General features: G+C 72.3%; 18 protein-coding genes. 9 read left to right on the forward strand and 9 right to left on the reverse strand.

The features are described from left to right. Positions 1-99 precede the first annotated feature (99 nt). On the forward strand, positions 100-1,770 hold the full coding sequence (locus ABD999_RS10860; protein WP_271277355.1) for a serine/threonine-protein kinase: 1,671 nt from the start codon (positions 100-102) through the stop codon (positions 1,768-1,770). On the opposite strand, the gene ABD999_RS10865 is transcribed toward ABD999_RS10860, so the two are convergent. Further along, positions 1,767-2,120 carry a hypothetical protein gene (locus ABD999_RS10865; RefSeq protein ID WP_148035382.1) on the reverse strand — a complete coding sequence of 118 codons (354 nt, stop codon included), beginning with the start codon at positions 2,118-2,120 and terminating at the stop codon, positions 1,767-1,769. The two genes, ABD999_RS10860 and ABD999_RS10865, sit on opposite strands and share 4 nt — an antisense overlap. 141 nt (positions 2,121-2,261) lie before the next feature. On the opposite strand from ABD999_RS10865, the gene ABD999_RS10870 reads away from it, so the two are divergent. The 4 genes from ABD999_RS10870 (at position 2,262) to ABD999_RS10885 (ending at position 5,874) form a co-directional block, all read left to right on the forward strand. Further along, positions 2,262-3,695 (forward strand): nitronate monooxygenase, encoded by a 1,434-nt coding sequence (locus tag ABD999_RS10870; protein ID WP_271277356.1) that lies wholly within the window; start codon positions 2,262-2,264, stop codon positions 3,693-3,695. A 10-nt stretch (positions 3,696-3,705) separates the two neighbouring features. Further along, entirely contained in the window at positions 3,706-4,149 is a 444-nt protein-coding gene (locus ABD999_RS10875; protein ID WP_219542942.1) for an RrF2 family transcriptional regulator, read from the forward strand. A 62-nt stretch (positions 4,150-4,211) separates the two neighbouring features. After that, a complete protein-coding gene (locus tag ABD999_RS10880; RefSeq protein ID WP_271277357.1) occupies positions 4,212-5,396 on the forward strand; it encodes a globin domain-containing protein in 1,185 nt (394 codons plus the stop codon). Between the two features lie 52 nt (positions 5,397-5,448). Beyond that, positions 5,449-5,874: a hemerythrin domain-containing protein gene (locus ABD999_RS10885; protein ID WP_219542944.1), complete on the forward strand. Its 426-nt coding sequence runs from the start codon at positions 5,449-5,451 to the stop codon at positions 5,872-5,874. Between the two features lies 1 nt (position 5,875). On the opposite strand, the gene ABD999_RS10890 is transcribed toward ABD999_RS10885, so the two are convergent. The 6 genes from ABD999_RS10890 to ABD999_RS10915 form a co-directional block, all read right to left on the reverse strand. Next, positions 5,876-6,595, reverse strand: a complete 720-nt coding sequence (locus ABD999_RS10890; RefSeq protein ID WP_271277358.1) for a YqjF family protein — start codon at positions 6,593-6,595, stop codon at positions 5,876-5,878. Positions 6,596-6,610: 15 nt separating this feature from the next. Further along, positions 6,611-6,997, reverse strand: coding sequence for a DUF2795 domain-containing protein (locus tag ABD999_RS10895; protein WP_219542946.1), 387 nt, complete (start codon positions 6,995-6,997; stop codon positions 6,611-6,613). Between the two features lie 26 nt (positions 6,998-7,023). Further along, positions 7,024-7,458: a hypothetical protein gene (locus ABD999_RS10900; protein WP_271277359.1), complete on the reverse strand. Its 435-nt coding sequence runs from the start codon at positions 7,456-7,458 to the stop codon at positions 7,024-7,026. A gap of 9 nt (positions 7,459-7,467) precedes the next feature. Then, positions 7,468-7,989, reverse strand: a complete 522-nt coding sequence (locus tag ABD999_RS10905) for a DUF5709 domain-containing protein (RefSeq protein ID WP_271277360.1) — start codon at positions 7,987-7,989, stop codon at positions 7,468-7,470. A gap of 75 nt (positions 7,990-8,064) precedes the next feature. Next, the gene (locus ABD999_RS10910) at positions 8,065-9,843 is read right to left on the reverse strand and encodes a flavin-containing monooxygenase (RefSeq protein ID WP_271277361.1); all 1,779 of its coding nucleotides are present in this window, start codon (positions 9,841-9,843) and stop codon (positions 8,065-8,067) included. A 63-nt stretch (positions 9,844-9,906) separates the two neighbouring features. After that, positions 9,907-10,365 (reverse strand): Lrp/AsnC family transcriptional regulator, encoded by a 459-nt coding sequence (locus ABD999_RS10915; protein ID WP_148035372.1) that lies wholly within the window; start codon positions 10,363-10,365, stop codon positions 9,907-9,909. A gap of 152 nt (positions 10,366-10,517) precedes the next feature. Between ABD999_RS10915 and ABD999_RS10920 the strand changes: the two genes are divergently transcribed. Both ABD999_RS10920 and ABD999_RS10925 read left to right on the forward strand, forming a co-directional pair. Further along, positions 10,518-13,916 (forward strand): indolepyruvate ferredoxin oxidoreductase family protein, encoded by a 3,399-nt coding sequence (locus ABD999_RS10920; protein ID WP_271277362.1) that lies wholly within the window; start codon positions 10,518-10,520, stop codon positions 13,914-13,916. Beyond that, on the forward strand, positions 13,913-15,052 hold the full coding sequence (locus tag ABD999_RS10925; protein WP_271277363.1) for an acyl-CoA dehydrogenase family protein: 1,140 nt from the start codon (positions 13,913-13,915) through the stop codon (positions 15,050-15,052). Before ABD999_RS10920 ends, ABD999_RS10925 begins: the two co-directional genes overlap by 4 nt. Here the strand turns inward: ABD999_RS10925 and ABD999_RS10930 are convergent. Next, on the reverse strand, positions 15,010-15,279 hold the full coding sequence (locus ABD999_RS10930; protein WP_271277364.1) for a hypothetical protein: 270 nt from the start codon (positions 15,277-15,279) through the stop codon (positions 15,010-15,012). The genes ABD999_RS10925 and ABD999_RS10930 overlap by 43 nt on opposite strands. A gap of 22 nt (positions 15,280-15,301) precedes the next feature. Next, positions 15,302-15,781 (reverse strand): winged helix-turn-helix transcriptional regulator, encoded by a 480-nt coding sequence (locus ABD999_RS10935; protein WP_271277365.1) that lies wholly within the window; start codon positions 15,779-15,781, stop codon positions 15,302-15,304. Between the two features lie 84 nt (positions 15,782-15,865). Here ABD999_RS10935 and ABD999_RS10940 point away from each other — a divergent pair, with 84 nt between their 5' ends. Then, the gene (locus tag ABD999_RS10940) at positions 15,866-16,567 is read left to right on the forward strand and encodes an SDR family oxidoreductase (RefSeq protein ID WP_271277366.1); all 702 of its coding nucleotides are present in this window, start codon (positions 15,866-15,868) and stop codon (positions 16,565-16,567) included. A 36-nt stretch (positions 16,568-16,603) separates the two neighbouring features. Further along, positions 16,604-17,053 carry a tautomerase family protein gene (locus tag ABD999_RS10945; protein WP_345482661.1) on the forward strand — a complete coding sequence of 150 codons (450 nt, stop codon included), beginning with the start codon at positions 16,604-16,606 and terminating at the stop codon, positions 17,051-17,053. The last annotated feature ends 77 nt before the right edge of the window (positions 17,054-17,130 follow it).

Below are 17,130 nucleotides of genomic sequence, written 5' to 3' on the forward strand. Positions count from 1 at the left end.
AAGTTTCCTTTATATTCGTTCCGAAGATAACCTCTGCCGGAGGCCGTCGTCAAGCAGCCTGCAAGCCGGACGATCGCCTCGTCCGGCACAATCGACGGCATGCCTTCGATCAGCGGCATCCGTCCCCTCCGCGCCAACGACCCCACCCAGATCGCCGGCTACGCGCTGCGGGGGCGCCTCGGCGAGGGCGGGCAAGGGGTGGTGTTCCTCGGCGAGTCGGACTCCGGGCAGCAGGTGGCGGTCAAGCTCCTGCATGCCGACTTCGGCAACGACACCGACGCCCGGCGCTACTTCCACCGCGAGCTGGCCGCGCTCCAGCGGGTCGCGCCGTTCTGCACCGCGCGGGTGCTCGCCGCCGACCCCGAGTCCGACCCGCCGTACGTGATCAGCGAGTACGTGGAAGGCCCGTCCCTGCACGAGGCCGTGCGCGACCGCGGCGTGCTGACCGGCACCGACCTGGACCGGCTGGCCGTGGCCACCGCGACGGCCCTGGGCGCCATCCACGCGGCGGGCATCGTGCACCGCGACTTCAAGCCCGGCAACGTGCTGCTGGCCGCCGACGGCCCACGGGTGATCGACTTCGGCATCGCCCGGCCGTTCGAGGGCACCGCCGCTCCGGCCAGCGGGATCGTCGGCACTCCCGCGTACATGTCGCCCGAGCAGCTGGCGGGGCATCCGGCGGGGGCACCGCTCGACATGTTCGCCTGGGCGTGCACGATCGCGTTCGCGGCCAACGGGCGCCCGCCGTTCGGGCAGGAGCCGATGCCCGCCGTGATCAACCGGATACTCAACGGCGAGCCCGACCTGGGGAGGCTGTCGGGACGGCTGCGCGAGTACGTGGCCGCCTGCCTGGTCAAGGACCCGGCCCGGCGGCCGACGGCCCAGCAGACGCTGCTCGGCCTGATGGACAAGCGCCAGGAAGCCTTCCCGACGGCCAGGCCGGGATCCCTCCCGCCGCCGAGCGGCCCGCCGGTGCCGCTTCCCCCGCCCGGTTCCACGCCCCCGCCCGGTTCCACGCCCCAGCCCGGGTACGTGAACACCCCGTGGGGGTCCGGGCCGACCGGGTCGCCCACCACCGAGCCCGGCCGCAGGCGTGCCGGGATGGCCATCGGCGCGTCGCTCGTCGCCGCGGCCGTGACGGTGGCCACCGTGGCCGTGACGCTCGTGCTCAACCTGGACCGCCCGGCGACCCCCACCCCCACCCCGAGCCCCGGCGGGTCGGCGGCCTCCGGCAGCCCCTCACCGGTCGAGAACCAGATCGCCCGCTCGCCCCGCCTGGGCATCGAGGTATGGCAGGGCGGCGCGGCGAGCACGATGGCGTTCACCGACGAGGACAAGGAGATCAGCACCGTCTCCATGAAGGCGGAGCCGTTCGAGCTGCGCCTGCCGAAGCTCCCGAAGGACACCGCCGCCCAGATCTGCGCCTGGACCGACGACTCGGTCTTCCGCATCGAGCGGGACACCAAGGTCGAGGACCACACCTGCTACAGCCCCGGCACCGGCATCGCCGACTACGAGCACGGGTCGGGCACGCTCTACCTGAACGAGGAGGCCCACAACTACCTGGTCGGCGACCGGCTCGCCGAGCACTCGGACACCACGGACAAGGTCCTGTTCTCGACCATCCAGAAGGGGGACGCCACGACCCCGGCCGCCGAGTGGAAGGGCGGCCTCCATCTGTCGATCTTCATCGACCGTGACGGCGACAAGCGGTTCGACCTGACCGGCCCGGCCGAGTACGAGTACCTGGTCCTCGACTTCCCGGACTAGGCGCGGGAGCGTTCGCGGCGGGCGCCCGTGGCGCCGATGCCGTGGCGGCCGTAGAAGTCGTCGACCGCCGCCAGCACGCCGTCGATCGTCGCGGGCGCGTACCCGCCGTCCCTGAGATGGCGGTGGTAGCCGTGCGCGGCGCGGATGGCGGCGGACATGTCGCCGAGCGGGTCGTGGCCCAGCACGCCGCGGGCGGAGGCGTCCGCGGTCCAGGTCAGGAAGGCGCGCACCCGGGTGAGGTAGCGGGACTTGCTGGATTCGGCGAGCCGGGCGCCGGCCAGGGCGGTGGCGTAGGCCGTGTACATCCCGTCGTAGGGCGGCGGGAGCCCGGCCTTGATGCGTGCGGTCACGAGCGGTCACTCCTCCAACGGTGCGAGGGCCTGCCAGCATGACATCGGCCGGTGGCGGTCCCTCGGTAGGGGCGGGGGTCACCGGCGGGAAGGACTTTGGCCCCTACAGCACCACCCGGCCCGCGTGCTGCACTGGCCACCATGGGCAGGAGTGTGCACGACGCCCCGCCCGTCCTGATCCAGGGCGGCATGGGCGTGGGAGTGTCAGGATGGCGGCTGGCGCGGGCGGTGTCCCGCGCCGGGCAGCTGGGCGTGGTGTCGGGGACGGCCCTGGACCTCACCCTGGCCCGGCGGCTGCAGCGGGGCGATCCCGGCGGAGACCTGCGCCGGGCGCTGGCCGCCTTCCCGGTGCCCGAGGTGGCCGCGCGGGTGCTGCGGCGCTACTTCGTGCCGGGCGGCATCCCCGAGGGCACGCCGTACCGGCCCGTGCCCCGGCTGGGCCTGCGGCAGAGCCGCGCGCTGGACGAGCTGACCGTGGTGGCCAACTTCGCCGAGGTGTACCTGGCCAAGGAGGGGCACGACGGACTGGTCGGCGTCAACTACCTGGAGAAGATCCAGATGGCCACGCCCGCCGCCGTCTACGGCGCGATGCTGGCCGGGGTCGACTACGTGCTGGTCGGCGCCGGCATCCCGGCGGAGATCCCGCACCTGCTGGACGAGCTGGCCGCGCACCGCCGGGGCGAGGTGGCCGTCACCGTGGCGGACGGCGACCGGCGGCCGGTCGCGGTCGAGCCGAACCGGCTGTTCGGGCGGACGCTCCCGCCGCTGCCGCGGCCCCGGCTGCTCGCGATCGTGTCCTCGCACGTGCTGGCCGCCTACCTGGCCCGTACGCCGCGCACCAGGCCCGACGGGTTCGTGCTGGAGTCGCCGGTGGCGGGCGGCCACAGCGCGCCGCCGCGCGGCCGGATGACGCTCGACGAGGCGGGCGAGCCGGTGTACGGGCCGCGCGACGAGGTGGACGTCGCCAAGGTGGCCGCGATCGGGCTGCCGTTCTGGCTCGCCGGAGGCTACGGCACCGCCGACGGCCTGGCCGGGGCGCTGGCCGCGGGCGCGAACGGCATCCAGGTGGGCTCGGCCTTCGCGCTCTGCCGGGAGTCGGGCCTGGACCCGGCGCTGCGGGACCGCCTGCTGCGGGGCGCCGCCGACGGCACGCTCCGGGTGCGCAACGACCCGCTGGCCTCGCCGACCGGCTTCCCCTTCAAGGTCGCCGATCTGCCCGGCACGCTCGCCGACCCGGTGGTCTACGCCGATCGCCCGCGCCTGTGCGATCTCGGTTACCTGCGCACCCCGTACGAGAAGGCGGACGGCGCGATCGGCTACCGGTGCGCGGCGGAGCCGGTCGACGTCTACGTGCGCAAGGGCCGCCCGGCGGAGGAGGCCGAGGAGCGGCGCTGCCTGTGCAACGGGCTGCTCGCGGCCATCGGGCTCGGTCAGCACCGTCCCGACGGCTACGCCGAGCCGCCCCTGCTCACGCTGGGCCAGGACACCGGCTTCCTGGCCGAACTGCCGCGGGACCACTCGGCGGCCGACGTGATCGACCGGATCCTGACGGGAGCGCGGGTGGGGACGGCCTAACCTGTGGGCCATGCGCCTGACCGCTTTCACCGACATCTCGCTGCGGATCGTGATGCGCCTGGCCGTGGAGCGGGGCGACGAGCTGATGACGACGCGGGCCATCTCCGACGTGCTCGCCGTCCCGTACACGCATGCCGCCAAGGCGGTGGCGCGGCTGAGCGAGATGGGGCTGGTGGAGGCCCGGCGCGGGCGCGGCGGCGGGCTGCAGCTCACGGAGCTGGGGCGCGGCGCGTCGGTGGGGTCCGTCGTGCGCGGCCTGGAGGGCGACGGCGAGGTGGTGGGCTGCGAGGACGCGCTGATGCCGTGCCCGCTGCGCGCCGCCTGCCGGCTGCGGGCCGCGCTCCGCGAGGCGCAGGAGGCCTTCTACGCCTCGCTCGACGAGATCACGATCGCCTCGCTGGTGGCGGCGCCCGCCGGGCCGGTGCTGCTGTCGCTGACCGCCCCGCCCGAATGAGGGACCGGAGGACCGCCCACTTAATATGCATCTCAGATTCCAATTATCTGGGAGGTTCCCCCATGCTTTCCGCGGAGAGCGCGGCCGTCGTCCGCGCCACGCTGCCCGTCGTCGGCGAGGCGCTGGACACGATCACCACCAGGTTCTACGAGACGATGTTCGCCGACCGTCCCGAACTGCTCGACGGCCTGTTCAACCGGGGCAACCAGCGCAGCGGCGAACAGCGCAGGGCGCTCGCCGGGTCCATCGCCGGCTTCGCCGCCGCGCTCCTGGAGCACCCGGACGAGCGCCCCGACGCCCTGCTGGCCCGCATCGCGCACAAGCACGCCGCCGTCGGCATCACCGAGGACCAGTACGTGATCGTCCACAAGTACCTCTTCGGCGCCATCGCCGAGGTGCTCGGCGACGCCGTCACGCCCGGGGTCGCCGCCGCCTGGGACGAGGTCTACTGGCTGATGGCCGGCGCGCTGATCGCCATGGAGGCCCGCATCTACGCCGAGGCCGGCGCGCGCGACGGCCGCACCTGGCGCCCCTGGCGGGTCGCCGACCGGCGGGAGGAGACGGCCGACGTCATGTCGCTCGTGCTGGCTCCCGTGGGCGACGAGCCCGTCCAGCCGGCCCTGCCGGGGCAGTACGTCAGCGTCCGGGTGCGCATGCCCGACGGGGTCCGGCAGCTCCGGCAGTACACGATCTCCGGCTTCGGCGAGGGCGGGCAGCGCCGCATCACCGTCAAGCGGGTGCGCGGCGAGGGCGCACCCGACGGCGAGGTGTCGAACCTGCTGCACGCCACCGCCAGGCCCGGCGACGAGCTGACCCTGTCGGCGCCGTTCGGCGACGTCGCGCTCGGCGACGGCGACCGGCCGCTGGTGCTCGCCTCCGCCGGGATCGGCTGCACCCCCATCACCGCGATGCTCCAGCACCTGGCGCTCACCGCCGACCGGCGCCGCGTCCTGCTGCTGCACGCCGACCGCTCGGCCGCGCACCACGCGCTCCGCCGCGACATGGAGGAGCTGGCGGACGCGCTGCCCGGCGCCGACCGGGTCTTCTGGTACGAGCACGGCCCCGGCGGCCGGGCCGGCCGGATCGACCTGACCGGGGTGGACGTCCCGGAGAACGCGGTCGCCTACCTGTGCGGCCCGCTCGAGTTCATGCGGGACGCGCGGGAGCGCCTGATCGGCGCCGGGGTGGCGCCGCGTGACCTCCACTACGAGGTCTTCGGCCCCGACCTGTGGCTTCCGGCCGCCTGACCCGGGACCAAGGTCCCTGCCCGGCCCGGCGCCCGGCGGTGAGACTGGAGGCATGTGCAACTACTGCGGATGCCGCGACTTCCCGCTGATCGGACGGCTCTCGGCGGAGCACGTGGAGATCGGGGAGGTCGCCCGCACGCTGCGCATGGCCGTCGACCGGGCCGCCTACGCCGAGGCGCGCGACCTGCTCGACGACCTGCTCGCCCTGCTCCTGCCGCACACCGCGGAGGAGGAGCGGGGCCTGTTCGCCGAGCTGCGCGAGGAGGGCACCCTGGCCGGGGAGGTCGACCGGCTGTGCGGGGAGCACGCGGAGATCCACGGCGTGCTCGCCGCCGTCGATCGGGCGGACCCCGACTGGGACCGGGTGCTCGGCGCGGTGAAGCGGCTGCACGAGCACATCGACAAGGAGGAGCACGGCCTGTTCCCCGCCTCCGTGATCGTCCTGCCGATCCCGGCCTGGGACCGGATCACGGCCTGACTCAGAGCGGCTTCCACATGCCGATGCGGACCGGCACGCCGGGGGAGGCGTGCACGAGGGGCTCGTCATCGGTGTCGGGCAGGCCCGCCGCGCGCCGCAGCGTCTCGTCCAGGTCCAGCAGTCCCGCGCGGTGCAGCGGCCAGGGCGGGTGCTCCACCTCGGCGGTGACGGGCCGCCCCGCGACCTGCGAGAACAGCCTGAACCTGGCCGTCAGGAAGTGCGCCGTCTCGTCCCGCTCGCGCTCCGACAGCACCAGGCCGACCTTGGACTCGGCGTGGCAGCGGGCGCCCCGCGGCCCCGGCCAGATCCTGCGGCACCGGTAACGCCATCGACCGGCGTCGACCCGTACCGACATGTCAGACCAGTGGTACGGCAGCCAGTAGCCGGCCCGGCCGCCCAGCACGGCGGGCAGCCGCCCGGCGTCGAGCGACAGGAACCAGATCCCGCCGCGCCCGTGCTCGTCACGCACGTAGGTGCGCAGGTTGGTCTCCGGGAACCGCGACACCCACGGCAGCCTGGGCAGACCCGGCGCCCGCACGTCCTCCATGAGGAACGGCGTCATCCCCACCCAGGCGCTGCCATCGAACGTCTCGACCGTGAGATGGCCGGGCACCAGCGGCCGGACCGTCTCCGCCGGGTAGCGCCAGTGCAGGAAGGTCATGCTGGACCAGCGGTGGTACAGCACCGGACGCGCGACGCGGGGCGAGGGCGGAGCCTTCATGGTCGGTCCCTGCCGTCAGTCGAACTGGCCCCGCCCGGCGATGCCGAGCTGCTCGGCCACCTCGTTCATGTTCTCGTAGCTGCGGTCCGGCAGCGACCGCAGCGCGGACAGCACCGCGTCCGGCGCGAACTGCTCCTGGGCCCGCTCCACCAGCTCCTTCTTGTCCGCCGGGAAGGCGTGCACGCCGCTGACCCAGCGGGCCAGGTTGCTGCGGCTGTCCACCTCCTCGGCGGTCATGCCCTCCGGAGAGCCGGGCTCCTGCGCGCGCGGCGCGGAGAGCCTCTCCTCGCCCGGCGCGTCGCCCGTCGGCTCGGGCCGCTGGTGCTCCTCCGACCGGCTGTCGTGCTTCTGCTCCTCGTCCATGCGGGGGCTGTGCTTGTCGCTGCCTCGCTGCTGCTCCATGCCACCGTTCCCTCGTTCGGTACGTGTCAGTAAGGCCGGCCGGTGCCCTCGCCCGGCAGGTAGTCGCCGTCATCCGCGTCGGTGCGGCCGGAGCCGGCGTCCGGGTCCTCGGCGAGGTCGGAGTCGACCCATTCGGTGTCGCCGCTCAGGTGGCCGCCGGCCGGCACGCGCTCGGCGAGGTTCTCGCCGTCGTCCTCGACCTCGCCCTCCCTGGCCTCGTCCACCGGACCTCGCACGCGGAAGCCCGGATCGCCGCCGTGGCCCTGGTCGCCACGCGCGCCGGGCGGCATCGGGTGCGGGCTGGGACCGGCGACGACCTCCTCGTGGCCCTCGATCTCGTCGGTGCGGGCGGCCACGGCCTTCTCGTCGGAGCCTGCCGTGACGGCGTACTCGTCGTCGCGACCGGCCATGTAGCCGGCCTCCTCGGAGTAACCGCCCTTGTCCCTTTCTTTTCTGGTCATGTGGTCTCCCTATTCCGGCTCGACCCGCATGGCGGACTCCTCGGCGGAGTAACCGTCGGCGTCCGGGCCGACGTCGCGGGCCACCTCGTCCGGTTCGGTGTCGGGGTGCGCGCCCTCGTCGGCGGCCACCAGGCGGCCGGCACGGTCCGGGTAGTCCCCCTCGTCCACCCCGCTGTCCTGCTGGAAGTCGGTGTCGAGGTCGGAACCGACGCCCAGTCCGCCTTCGTCGGTGAGCGGTTGCTCGTCGGGGTCGGGGGACGGGGCCCGCTGCACGGTCACCGGCGTGTCCGTGCCGAACGACGCCTCCTCCTCCGGCACCTCGCGCTCCAGCCGGCCCTCCAAGGGCTCGCCCCGGATCTGCTCGTCGACGGTGGTGCCGAAGTCGTCGACGGCGGTGGGATGGTCCGCCGGGAGCGGAGCCTCCTGCGGGTCCTCGGCCCACTGCTGCTCCGGCGTGCCGTCCTGAAGATCCGGGATCCCCTCGTCCTCGAACCGCGAGCGCGGATCGTGTTCAGGTATGTGCTCAGTCACAGCGTCCCCTCCAGGTTTTCAGGCCGTCCATCGCCCGCTACCCCGGACGGCCGGAACCTCACAGGAGACGCGACCTCAGCGGAAGGCGAGTCCCTCGAACGTGCCGGACGCGCGCCACCGGTCGATGTAGTCGAAGAACGCGGTCGCGCCGTGCGGGTAGCCGACGAAGAGGCGGCCGAGCATCCCGGCGTCCTGACCCTCGTTGTTGTAGTAGCCGGGAGTGCAGTCGGCCCCGCCGAGCAGCCCGCCCGTCCCCGTCAGCAGCAGCTCCACCCAGGCGTCCTCGGCCTCGGCGGTCACCTCGACCTCGCGGTGACCGTGGTCGAGTGCGTGCCGGACGATCGCCGCGATGGTCCTGCCGGATTCGGTGAGGTTGTGCGGGATGTTGGAGACGAGGTTGGCGCCCTGGGTGGGCTGCACGATGAAGACGTTGGGGAAGCCGTGCACGTGGATGCCGTGCAGCGTGCGCATGCCGTCGGCCCAGCGCTCCGACAGCCTGACCCCGCCGCGCCCGACCAGGTCGTAGCCGGCCCGCCGGGTGAACTCGGTGCCCACCTCGAACCCGGAGGCGTAGATCAGGCAGTCGAGATCGTACTCCCGGCCCGCGGCCACGACGCCCTTCGCGGTGATCCGCTCCACGCCCTTGCCGTCGGTGTCGACCAGGTGGGTGTTCGGCCGGTTGAACGCCTGCAGATACTCGTCGTGGAAGCAGGGGCGCTTGCAGAGCTGGCGGTACCACGCCTTCAGCGCGCGGGCCGTCTCCGGATCCTCGACCACGGCGTCCACGCGGTCCCTGATCTCCGCCATCTTCTCGAAGTCGGAGTCCTCGAACGCGGCCAGCATCCGCTCCAGGGTCCGCTCCTCCGGCGGCAGCTCAGCGATCCTGGTGCGGACCCTGCGCGCGATGTCGGTCCAGCCGTCCATCACCAGGTCCTCGTCGGCGAGCACGCCGGTCTGCATGGCGGTGAAGTTCTCCAGCCAGCGCCGCTGCCAGCCGGGGGTGGCGATCGAGGCGAACCACTCGGGGTCGGTCGGCCGGTTGTCGCGCACGTCCACCGACGACGGCGTGCGCTGGAACACGTGGAGCTCGCCGCAGGCCCGCGCCAGGTGGGGTACGCACTGCACGGCCGTGGCCCCGGTGCCGATGACGCCCACCCGCTTGTCGCCGAGCCGGTCCAGGGGCGCGCCGGACGGGTCGCCGCCGGTGTAGTCGTAGTCCCACCGGCTGGTGTGGAAGGAGTGGCCGCGGAAGTCCTCGATGCCGGGGATGCCGGGCAGCTTCGGCACGTGCAGCGGCCCGATGCCCATGGCCAGGAAGCGCGCCGTGAACGCGTCGCCCCGGTCAGTCGTGACGATCCAGCGGGACCGGGACCCGTCCCATTCGAGGCCGGTGACCTCGGTGTGGAACAGCGCGTCGTCGTACAGGCCGAAGTGCTTGCCGATGCGCCGGCAGTGTTCGAGGATCTCCGGCGCGTGCGCGTACTTCTCCGTGGGCATGTGGCCGGTCTCTTCGAGCAGCGGCATGTACACGTACGAGGCGGTGTCGCACTGCGCGCCCGGGTAGCGGTTCCAGTACCACGTGCCGCCGAAGTCGCCGCCCTTCTCGACGATGCGCACGTCCTCGACGCCGGCCTCCTTGAGCCGGGCCCCGGTGAGCAGGCCGGCGAAGCCGCCGCCGATGAACGCGACCGTCACGTCGTCGGTCTTCGGCTCCCGCTCGGTCCTCGGCGTGTACGGGTCGTCGAGGTAGCGGGCGAACCGGCCGGTGAGCCGGACGTACTGGTCGTTGCCGTCGGGACGCAACCGCTTGTCGCGCTCTTCCCGATATTTCAGGCGAATGGCCTCTTTGTCCACGATGCGCGCTCCGAAGGACGGGATTCCAGAATGGCATTCCGAAATAATGCCGACAAGAGCCCTTCAGGACGTCCGCGGCGTCAGCGTGTCGCGCGTCCAGGAACCCAGCACCAGCAATGTCTTGGTGCCCGTCACGTCGCCCGCCCTGCGCAGCCGGTCGACGACCTGCTGCAGGTGGCCCAGGTCGCGCACCCGGACGTGGATGAGCGCGTCGGGGTCGCCGGCGATCGTGAACACCTCCTGCACCTCCGGCACGGTCGCCGCGGTGCGGACGATCTCGGCGACCGGGGTCGTGCCCGGATAGCTCAGCTCGGTGAACGCCTCGATGCCCCACCCCAGCTTCGCATAGTCGATCTGGACGGTGAAGCCGGTGATCACCCCGAGCTCCCTGAGCCGGTCGACGCGCCGCTTGACCGCCGCCACCGACAGGCCGATCCGCTCGGCCATCTCCGAGAACGTGCGGCGGCCGTCCTCCCGGAGCAGGCGCAGCAGCCGGTGGTCGATCTCGTCGACGTCTGACATGGGAAAGCCTCCTCACCGGCGCAAAGAAAGCAGCCGAATCCCCCAACAGTCTCAAACTTTTTGCGTCTTTCAACACCCTCCCCGCTTGACTCTTGCGCGTCCATAGGCCTCGTTGCTGTGCTGGGGGTTCCCCCCGCACGAAGGAGGTTCGCGTGAGCGTGACTCCCGCTGAGGTGTCGATCGACGACAAGTACGCGGCCGAGAGCGGCCGGGTGCTGATCTCCGGCATCCAGGCCCTGGTCCGGCTGACCCTGGAGCAGCGCAGGCTCGACCGCGAGCGCGGCCTGGACACCCGGGTCTTCGTCTCCGGCTACCAGGGCTCCCCGCTGGGCGGCGTCGACCTGGAGATGGGGCGGGCGGCGCGCTTCCTGGAGCCCGCCGGCGTGGTGTTCAGGCCCGGACTGAACGAGGAACTGGCCGCCACCGCCGTGGCCGGCACCCAGCTCCTCGACGCGCTGCCCGGCCGCCGCCACGAGGGGGTCACCGGCTTCTGGTACGGCAAGAACCCCGGCCTGGACCGGGCCGCCGACGCCATCCGCCACGGCAACCTGGCCGGCACCGCGCCGCTCGGCGGGGCCGTGGCCTGGATCGGCGACGACCCCGGCAGCAAGTCCTCCACCGTGCCCAGCTCGTGCGAGCCGATGTGCCAGAGCCTGTCGATGCCGCTGCTCGCGCCCGGCTCCGTCGCCGAGATCATCGAGTACGGGCTGCACGCGGTGGCGCTGTCCCGCGCCAGCGGCCTGTGGACCGGCCTGAAGATCGTCGCCGACGTCGCGGACGCCGCCGCCACCGTCGAGGTCGGCGGCCACCACGGCGTCCCGGAGCCCGAGCGGCCCGGCCCGCGCAAGCCGCCGGTGCTGGTCGGCCCGGCCTCGCTGGACGCCGAGCACGACATGCTCACCCGCCGCCTCGACCTGGCCCGCGCCTACGGCCACGCGCACGGGCTGAACCGCGTCGTGTTCGACGCCCCGCACGCCAAGCTGGGCATCCTCGCCTCCGGCACCGGATTCGCCGTGGTCCGGCGCGCGCTGGCCGACCTCGGCCTGGACGAGAGCGCCATGACGGACCTCGGGATCCGGCTGATCAAGATCGGCATGCCGTTCCCGCTCGACCACGCCGCGCTGGCCGCCCAGACCGCCGGGCTGGAGCGGGTGCTCGTCGTCGAGGACAAGGTGCCGTTCCTGGAAGGTCAGCTCAAGCAGGCGCTCTACGGCGGCGAGCACACCCCGGCCGTGCACGGCCGCGACCTGCTCACCGCCCGGGGCACGCTCGGCGCCGACGAGGTGGCCGAAGCCGTCGCCCGCTGCGTCGGCCCGGACCGGCTGCCCAGGAAACCGGCCGCGCCCAGGCCCGCGCGCCGCATGCTGCCGCTGGTCGCCGCCCGCACCCCGTACTTCTGCTCGGGCTGCCCGCACAACACCTCCACCCGCACCTCCGACGACACGCTCGTCGGCGTCGGCATCGGCTGCCACGCCATGATCGCGCTGGACGGCGACGGGCGCGGCACCCAGGTCGGGCTCACCCAGATGGGCGGCGAGGGCGCCCAGTGGATCGGGCTCGCCCCGTTCACCGGCGACCGCCACTTCGTGCAGAACCTCGGCGACGGCACCTTCCACCACTCCGGCTCCCTCGCCGTCCGCGCCGCCGTCGCCGCCGGCGTGACGATGACGTACAAGCTCCTCTACAACGACGCCGTCGCCATGACCGGAGGCCAGCGCGCCGAGGGCCGCCTGGACGTGCCCGCCCTCGCCCACGAGCTGGCGCTCGAAGGCGTACGGGAGATCGTCGTCACCACCCCTGAGCCGGAGACGTACCGGGGCGTCCGGCTGCCCGGCATCGCCCGCGTCCGCCACCGCGACGAGCTCCAGCAGGCCGAGAAGGAGCTGGCCGCGGTCGACGGCGTCACCGTGCTCATCCACGACGACCGGTGCGCCGCCGAGGAGCGGCGGCTGCGCAAGCGCGGCAAGCTGCCCGTCCCGGCCGCCAAGGTCGTGGTGAACGAGCGCGTCTGCGAAGGCTGCGGCGACTGCGGCGACGTCTCCACCTGCCTGTCGGTGCAGCCGGTGCAGACCGAGTTCGGCCGCAAGACCCGCATCCACCAGCCGTCCTGCAACACCGACCTGAGCTGCCTCAAGGGCGACTGCCCGTCGTTCCTGCTGGTCGAGCCGGGCACCAGAAGCGCGCACCAGGTGCCGGACCTGCCCGTCGAACCCGGCGAACCGGACCGCAAGGTCGGCGACACCGTGCTCATCAGGATGCCCGGCATCGGCGGCACCGGCGTCGTCACCGTCTCCCAGATCCTGCAGATGGCCGCCCACCTCGACGGCCTGCACGCCGCCGGGCTGGAGCAGACCGGGCTCGCGCAGAAGGGCGGCCCGGTCGTCAGCGACGTCCGCATCTCCGCCCGGCCGCTCACCGGCTCGGTGCGGGCCACCCGCGGCGCCGCCGACGTGCTCATCGGCTTCGACCTGCTCGGCGCCGCCGCCGACGGCAACCTCTCCGTCGCCGCCCCGGACCGGACCATCGCCGTCGTCGACACCTCGGTCGTGCCCACCGCCGCCATGGTGACCGGCCGCGCCGCCGTGCCCGGCTCGCCCGCCGACGCGCTGGCCCGCATCGAGTCCGCCACCCGTTCGGGCCTCTACGTGGACGCGCACGGGCTCGCCGAGGCGCTCTTCGACGACCACATGCCGGCCAACATGCTCCTGGTCGGCGCCGCCTACCAGCACGGCTGCCTGCCCGTCTCCGCCACCGCTCTCGAGCGCGCCATCGCGCTCAACGGGGCCGCCGTGGACAAGAACGTGGCCGCCTTCCGCTGGGGCCGCGCCCTGGCTCACGACCGCGACGCCGTGCTCAAGGCCGCCGGGCTCGTCGTCCCGGAGCCCACCGGCCTGGAGGAGGCGCTCGCCATCCGCGTCGCCGACCTCACCGGCTACCAGAACGCCACGTACGCTCGCACGTACGCGGAAGACGTGCGGCGCGTCACCGCGCTCGCCGTCGAACGGGCCGGCCAGGAGGCCGGCACCCGCGTCGCGCTCGCCTACGCCAGGAGCCTGCACCACCTCATGGCCTACAAGGACGAGTACGAGGTCGCCCGCCTGCACCTCGACCCTGCCGAGCAGGCACGGCGGGACCGCGAGTTCGGGCCCGACGCCAAGGTGTCCGTGCTGCTGCACCCGCCCGTGTTCCGCGCGCTCGGCATGAAGCGCAAGATCAAGCTGCGCCGCTCGGCCGGGATGCTCTTCCGCGGCCTGCGCGCCGCCCGAGTGCTGCGCGGCACCGCGCTCGACGTGTTCGGCCGCGCGGAGGTACGCCGGGTCGAGCGCGGGCTCGTGGGGGAATACCGTGATCTCATGAACGACGCCCTCGACCGCCTCACCCCCTCGACCGCCGACGCGGTGGCCGAGCTGGCGGCGCTGCCGGAGGGCATCCGCGGATACGAGGACATCAAGCTGGCCCGCGTCGCGGAATACCGCGAGCGCGCCGCCGCGGCCCTCGCGGCCCTCACCCAGGACGACCGGCTCCGGACCACCGCTCGGGAGAGATCATGACCGTCGACCGCCTGCTCCCCAGCCAGGACGCCCGGGACCTCATCGAGCTGACCCGCGAGATCGCCGACAAGGAGCTCGCCCGCCGGGCCGACCGGCACGAGCGCGAGGAGACCTACCCTTCGGGTCTGTTCCCGCTGCTGGGCGAGGCGGGGCTGCTCGGGCTCGCGTACCCGGAGGAGTACGGCGGCGGCGGCCAGCCGTACGAGGTGTACCTCCAGGTGATCGAGGAACTGGCGGCCCGCTGGGCGTCGGTCGCCGTCGCCGTGAGCGTCCACACCCTCGCCTGCTTCCCGGTCTTCACCTACGGCACTGACGAGCAGAAGTCGCGCTGGCTGCCCGACATGCTGGCCGGCCGGCTCATCGGCGGCTACAGCCTCTCCGAACCCCAGGCCGGCTCCGACGCCGCCGCCCTCACCTGCCAGGCGGTCAAGACCGACGACGGCTACCGGATCACCGGCAACAAGGCGTGGATCACCCACGGCGGCATCGCCGACTTCTACGCCCTGTTCGCCCGCACCGGCTCCGGGAGCCGCGGCATCTCCTGCTTCCTGGCTCCCGGCACGGCCGACGGGCTGACCTTCGGGCGTCCGGAGGAGAAGATGGGCCTGCACGCCGTCCCCACCACCACCGCCCACTACGACGGCGTCCTGCTGGACTCCTCCCGGCTGCTGGGCTCGGAGGGCGAGGGTCTGCAGATCGCGTTCAGCGCCCTCGACTCCGGCCGCCTCGGCATCGCCGCCTGCGCCGTCGGCCTGGCCCAGGCGGCTCTGGACGAGGCGGTGACGTACGCCAAGGAGCGGCAGACGTTCGGCAAGCGCATCATCGACCACCAAGGGCTGGGGTTCCTGCTGGCGGACATGGCGGCGGCGGTGGACTCGGCGCGGGCCACCTACCTGGACGCGGCGCGACGGCGGGACGCGGGGCTGGGGTACTCGCGGCAGGCTTCGGTGGCGAAGCTGGTGGCCACGGACGCGGCGATGAAGGTGACCACGGACGCGGTGCAGGTGTTCGGGGGGTACGGGTACACACGGGAGTTCCGGGTGGAGCGGTACATGCGCGAGGCGAAGATCATGCAGATCTTCGAGGGGACTAATCAGATCCAGCGGTTGGTGATCAGCCGGCACTTGGCGAAGTAGACCCGGCCAGAGACTGGGCGGTGGGAGAGGCGTTCGGGACCGACCCCGGCTTGGCCCGGCCCAAGTTCGGCCATCCCAAGGACCGCAGGCCCGATCTGAAGCAGATCCAGGCCGGGATCGCAGTCAGCTCCGATGGCGCGATCCCAGTCTTCCACCGCGCCTATGACGGCGGGGGCCGGCGAGGTCGGCCAGGTGATCGGCGCCATGCGCGGGTTGCGGAAGCTCATGCGGAAAACGGGGCCAGCCGCGCTACCAGGCGGGGTTCAGCCGGATCTCGATGTCGTCGCACATCGTCTCCGGCGCTGCGTCGGCGGTTACGCGGACCCGTATCGGACGGCCGGTGTCGGTCTCGACGAACGACAGAGGCGGGCGGCCTTCCTGTAGGTACGTGTCGCCCCATTGCATCAGCGACAGAAACACCGGCAGCAGGTCCTGGCCCGCCTCGGTCAGCCGGTACTCGTCGCGGGCCCGGCTCCCCGGCTCCCGATAGAGAACGGGCGCGACAATACCCGCGGCTTTCAGCTGTTTGAGTGCCCGAGACACCGCAGGGGCCGAGGTCCCGATCCGCGCCACGAAGTCGTCAAACCTGGTCGTGCCGTAGAAGCATTCGCGGACCACCAGGAACACCGTCTTGGTGCTGAGCAGGTCCAGCACCCGCCCCGCCGAGCATCCATCGCCGATCGACCACGCATCTCGGTCGCGCAGCCGTTCCTCGAACTTCATCGCCATCTCACCATTGTAACTAACGTTTGCGTTATCCAGCATGGCGTGCTTACATCTCACTAACGACATCGTTACCCAGAGGAGAACGCAGTGGTTGCAGTAGCGGGCAGAGTGGTTGTGGTGACCGGGGGCCGACGTGGGCTCGGTGCGGCGCTGGTCGATGAGGTGCTGGCGCGCGGGGCGCGAAAGGTGTACTCGACTGCGCGCTCGGCGTACATCGACGACCGTCCAGAGGTGGTTACCGCCGAGTTGGAGGTCCGCTCGGAGGCGTCGGTCGCCGCCCTCGCGAAGGTCGCCGCCGACGTCGAGATCGTGTTCAACAACGCTGGCATCCTGTTGCCGGCTCCGCTGCTGACGGGTGACTTCGAGCGCGCCACCGTGACGTTCGACGTCAACGTCTTCGGACCCCTGCGGATGGCACGGGCGTTCGCGCCGATCCTGGCCGCGAACGGTGGGGGCGCACTGGTGAACATGCACTCCGTGCTGTCTTGGCTGGCCGGCGCCGGCGCCTACGGGGCGTCCAAGGCGGCGGCGTGGTCCATCACGAACTCGCTCCGACTCGAACTAGCGCGCCAGAATACCCAGGTCGTCGGCGTTCACGCAGGGTTCATCGACACCGAAATGGTCTCCGCCATGGACCTGCCGAAGGCGACGCCGGCCGAGGTGGCCGCGCGGATCGTCGACGGCCTGGAGGCCCAGGCCACGGAGGTGCTCGCCGACGACGTCACCATCGCCACCAAGGCGGCGCTGTCCGGCCCCGTGGAGCGCCTGGCCTTCTCGGTCGCCGGTTGACATCGCGTCCCAACACTTAAGGAGTACTGACCCGCAATGCCACTGTGGACTGTTCATCACACGCCCGGAATCTTCACCGACAAGGAGAAGCACCAACTCGCCTCCCAGATCGCCGACCACTACGAACAGGTGGGGCTGCCCCGGTTCTACGTGATCACGCTGTTCCATCAGACCCTGCCCGAGGATTTCTACGTTGGTGGGGAGCCGGCCCCGGTCGGGGTCCGCATTGTGATCGACCACATCGCCCGCCGCAACGCCGATCGAGAGAGCCGGCGCCGGACCGCCCAGTGGGTCAAGGGCATGCTGCAGCCCCACCTCGAACGGAACGCAGGGCTGCACTGGGAGTTCCACATCGACGAGACCAGCGACGACCTCTGGATGATCAACGGGATCGCGCCGCCCCCGGCAGGCTCCGACGCCGAGAAGCTCTGGGCTGAGAGTGCGTTCTGCGAGTTGATGTCCCTTTCATCGGTGGGGTTGGGTTAGGTCGGCTGGTCGGAGACCCGCCGGTCGGACTACGGGCGTGGCTGGGTGAACAATCCCGGCTCGGTCTCGACAAGGAT

It is taken from the genome of Nonomuraea ferruginea (genome assembly GCF_039540635.1).
GTDB classification, from domain to species: Bacteria; Actinomycetota; Actinomycetes; order Streptosporangiales; family Streptosporangiaceae; genus Nonomuraea; species Nonomuraea ferruginea.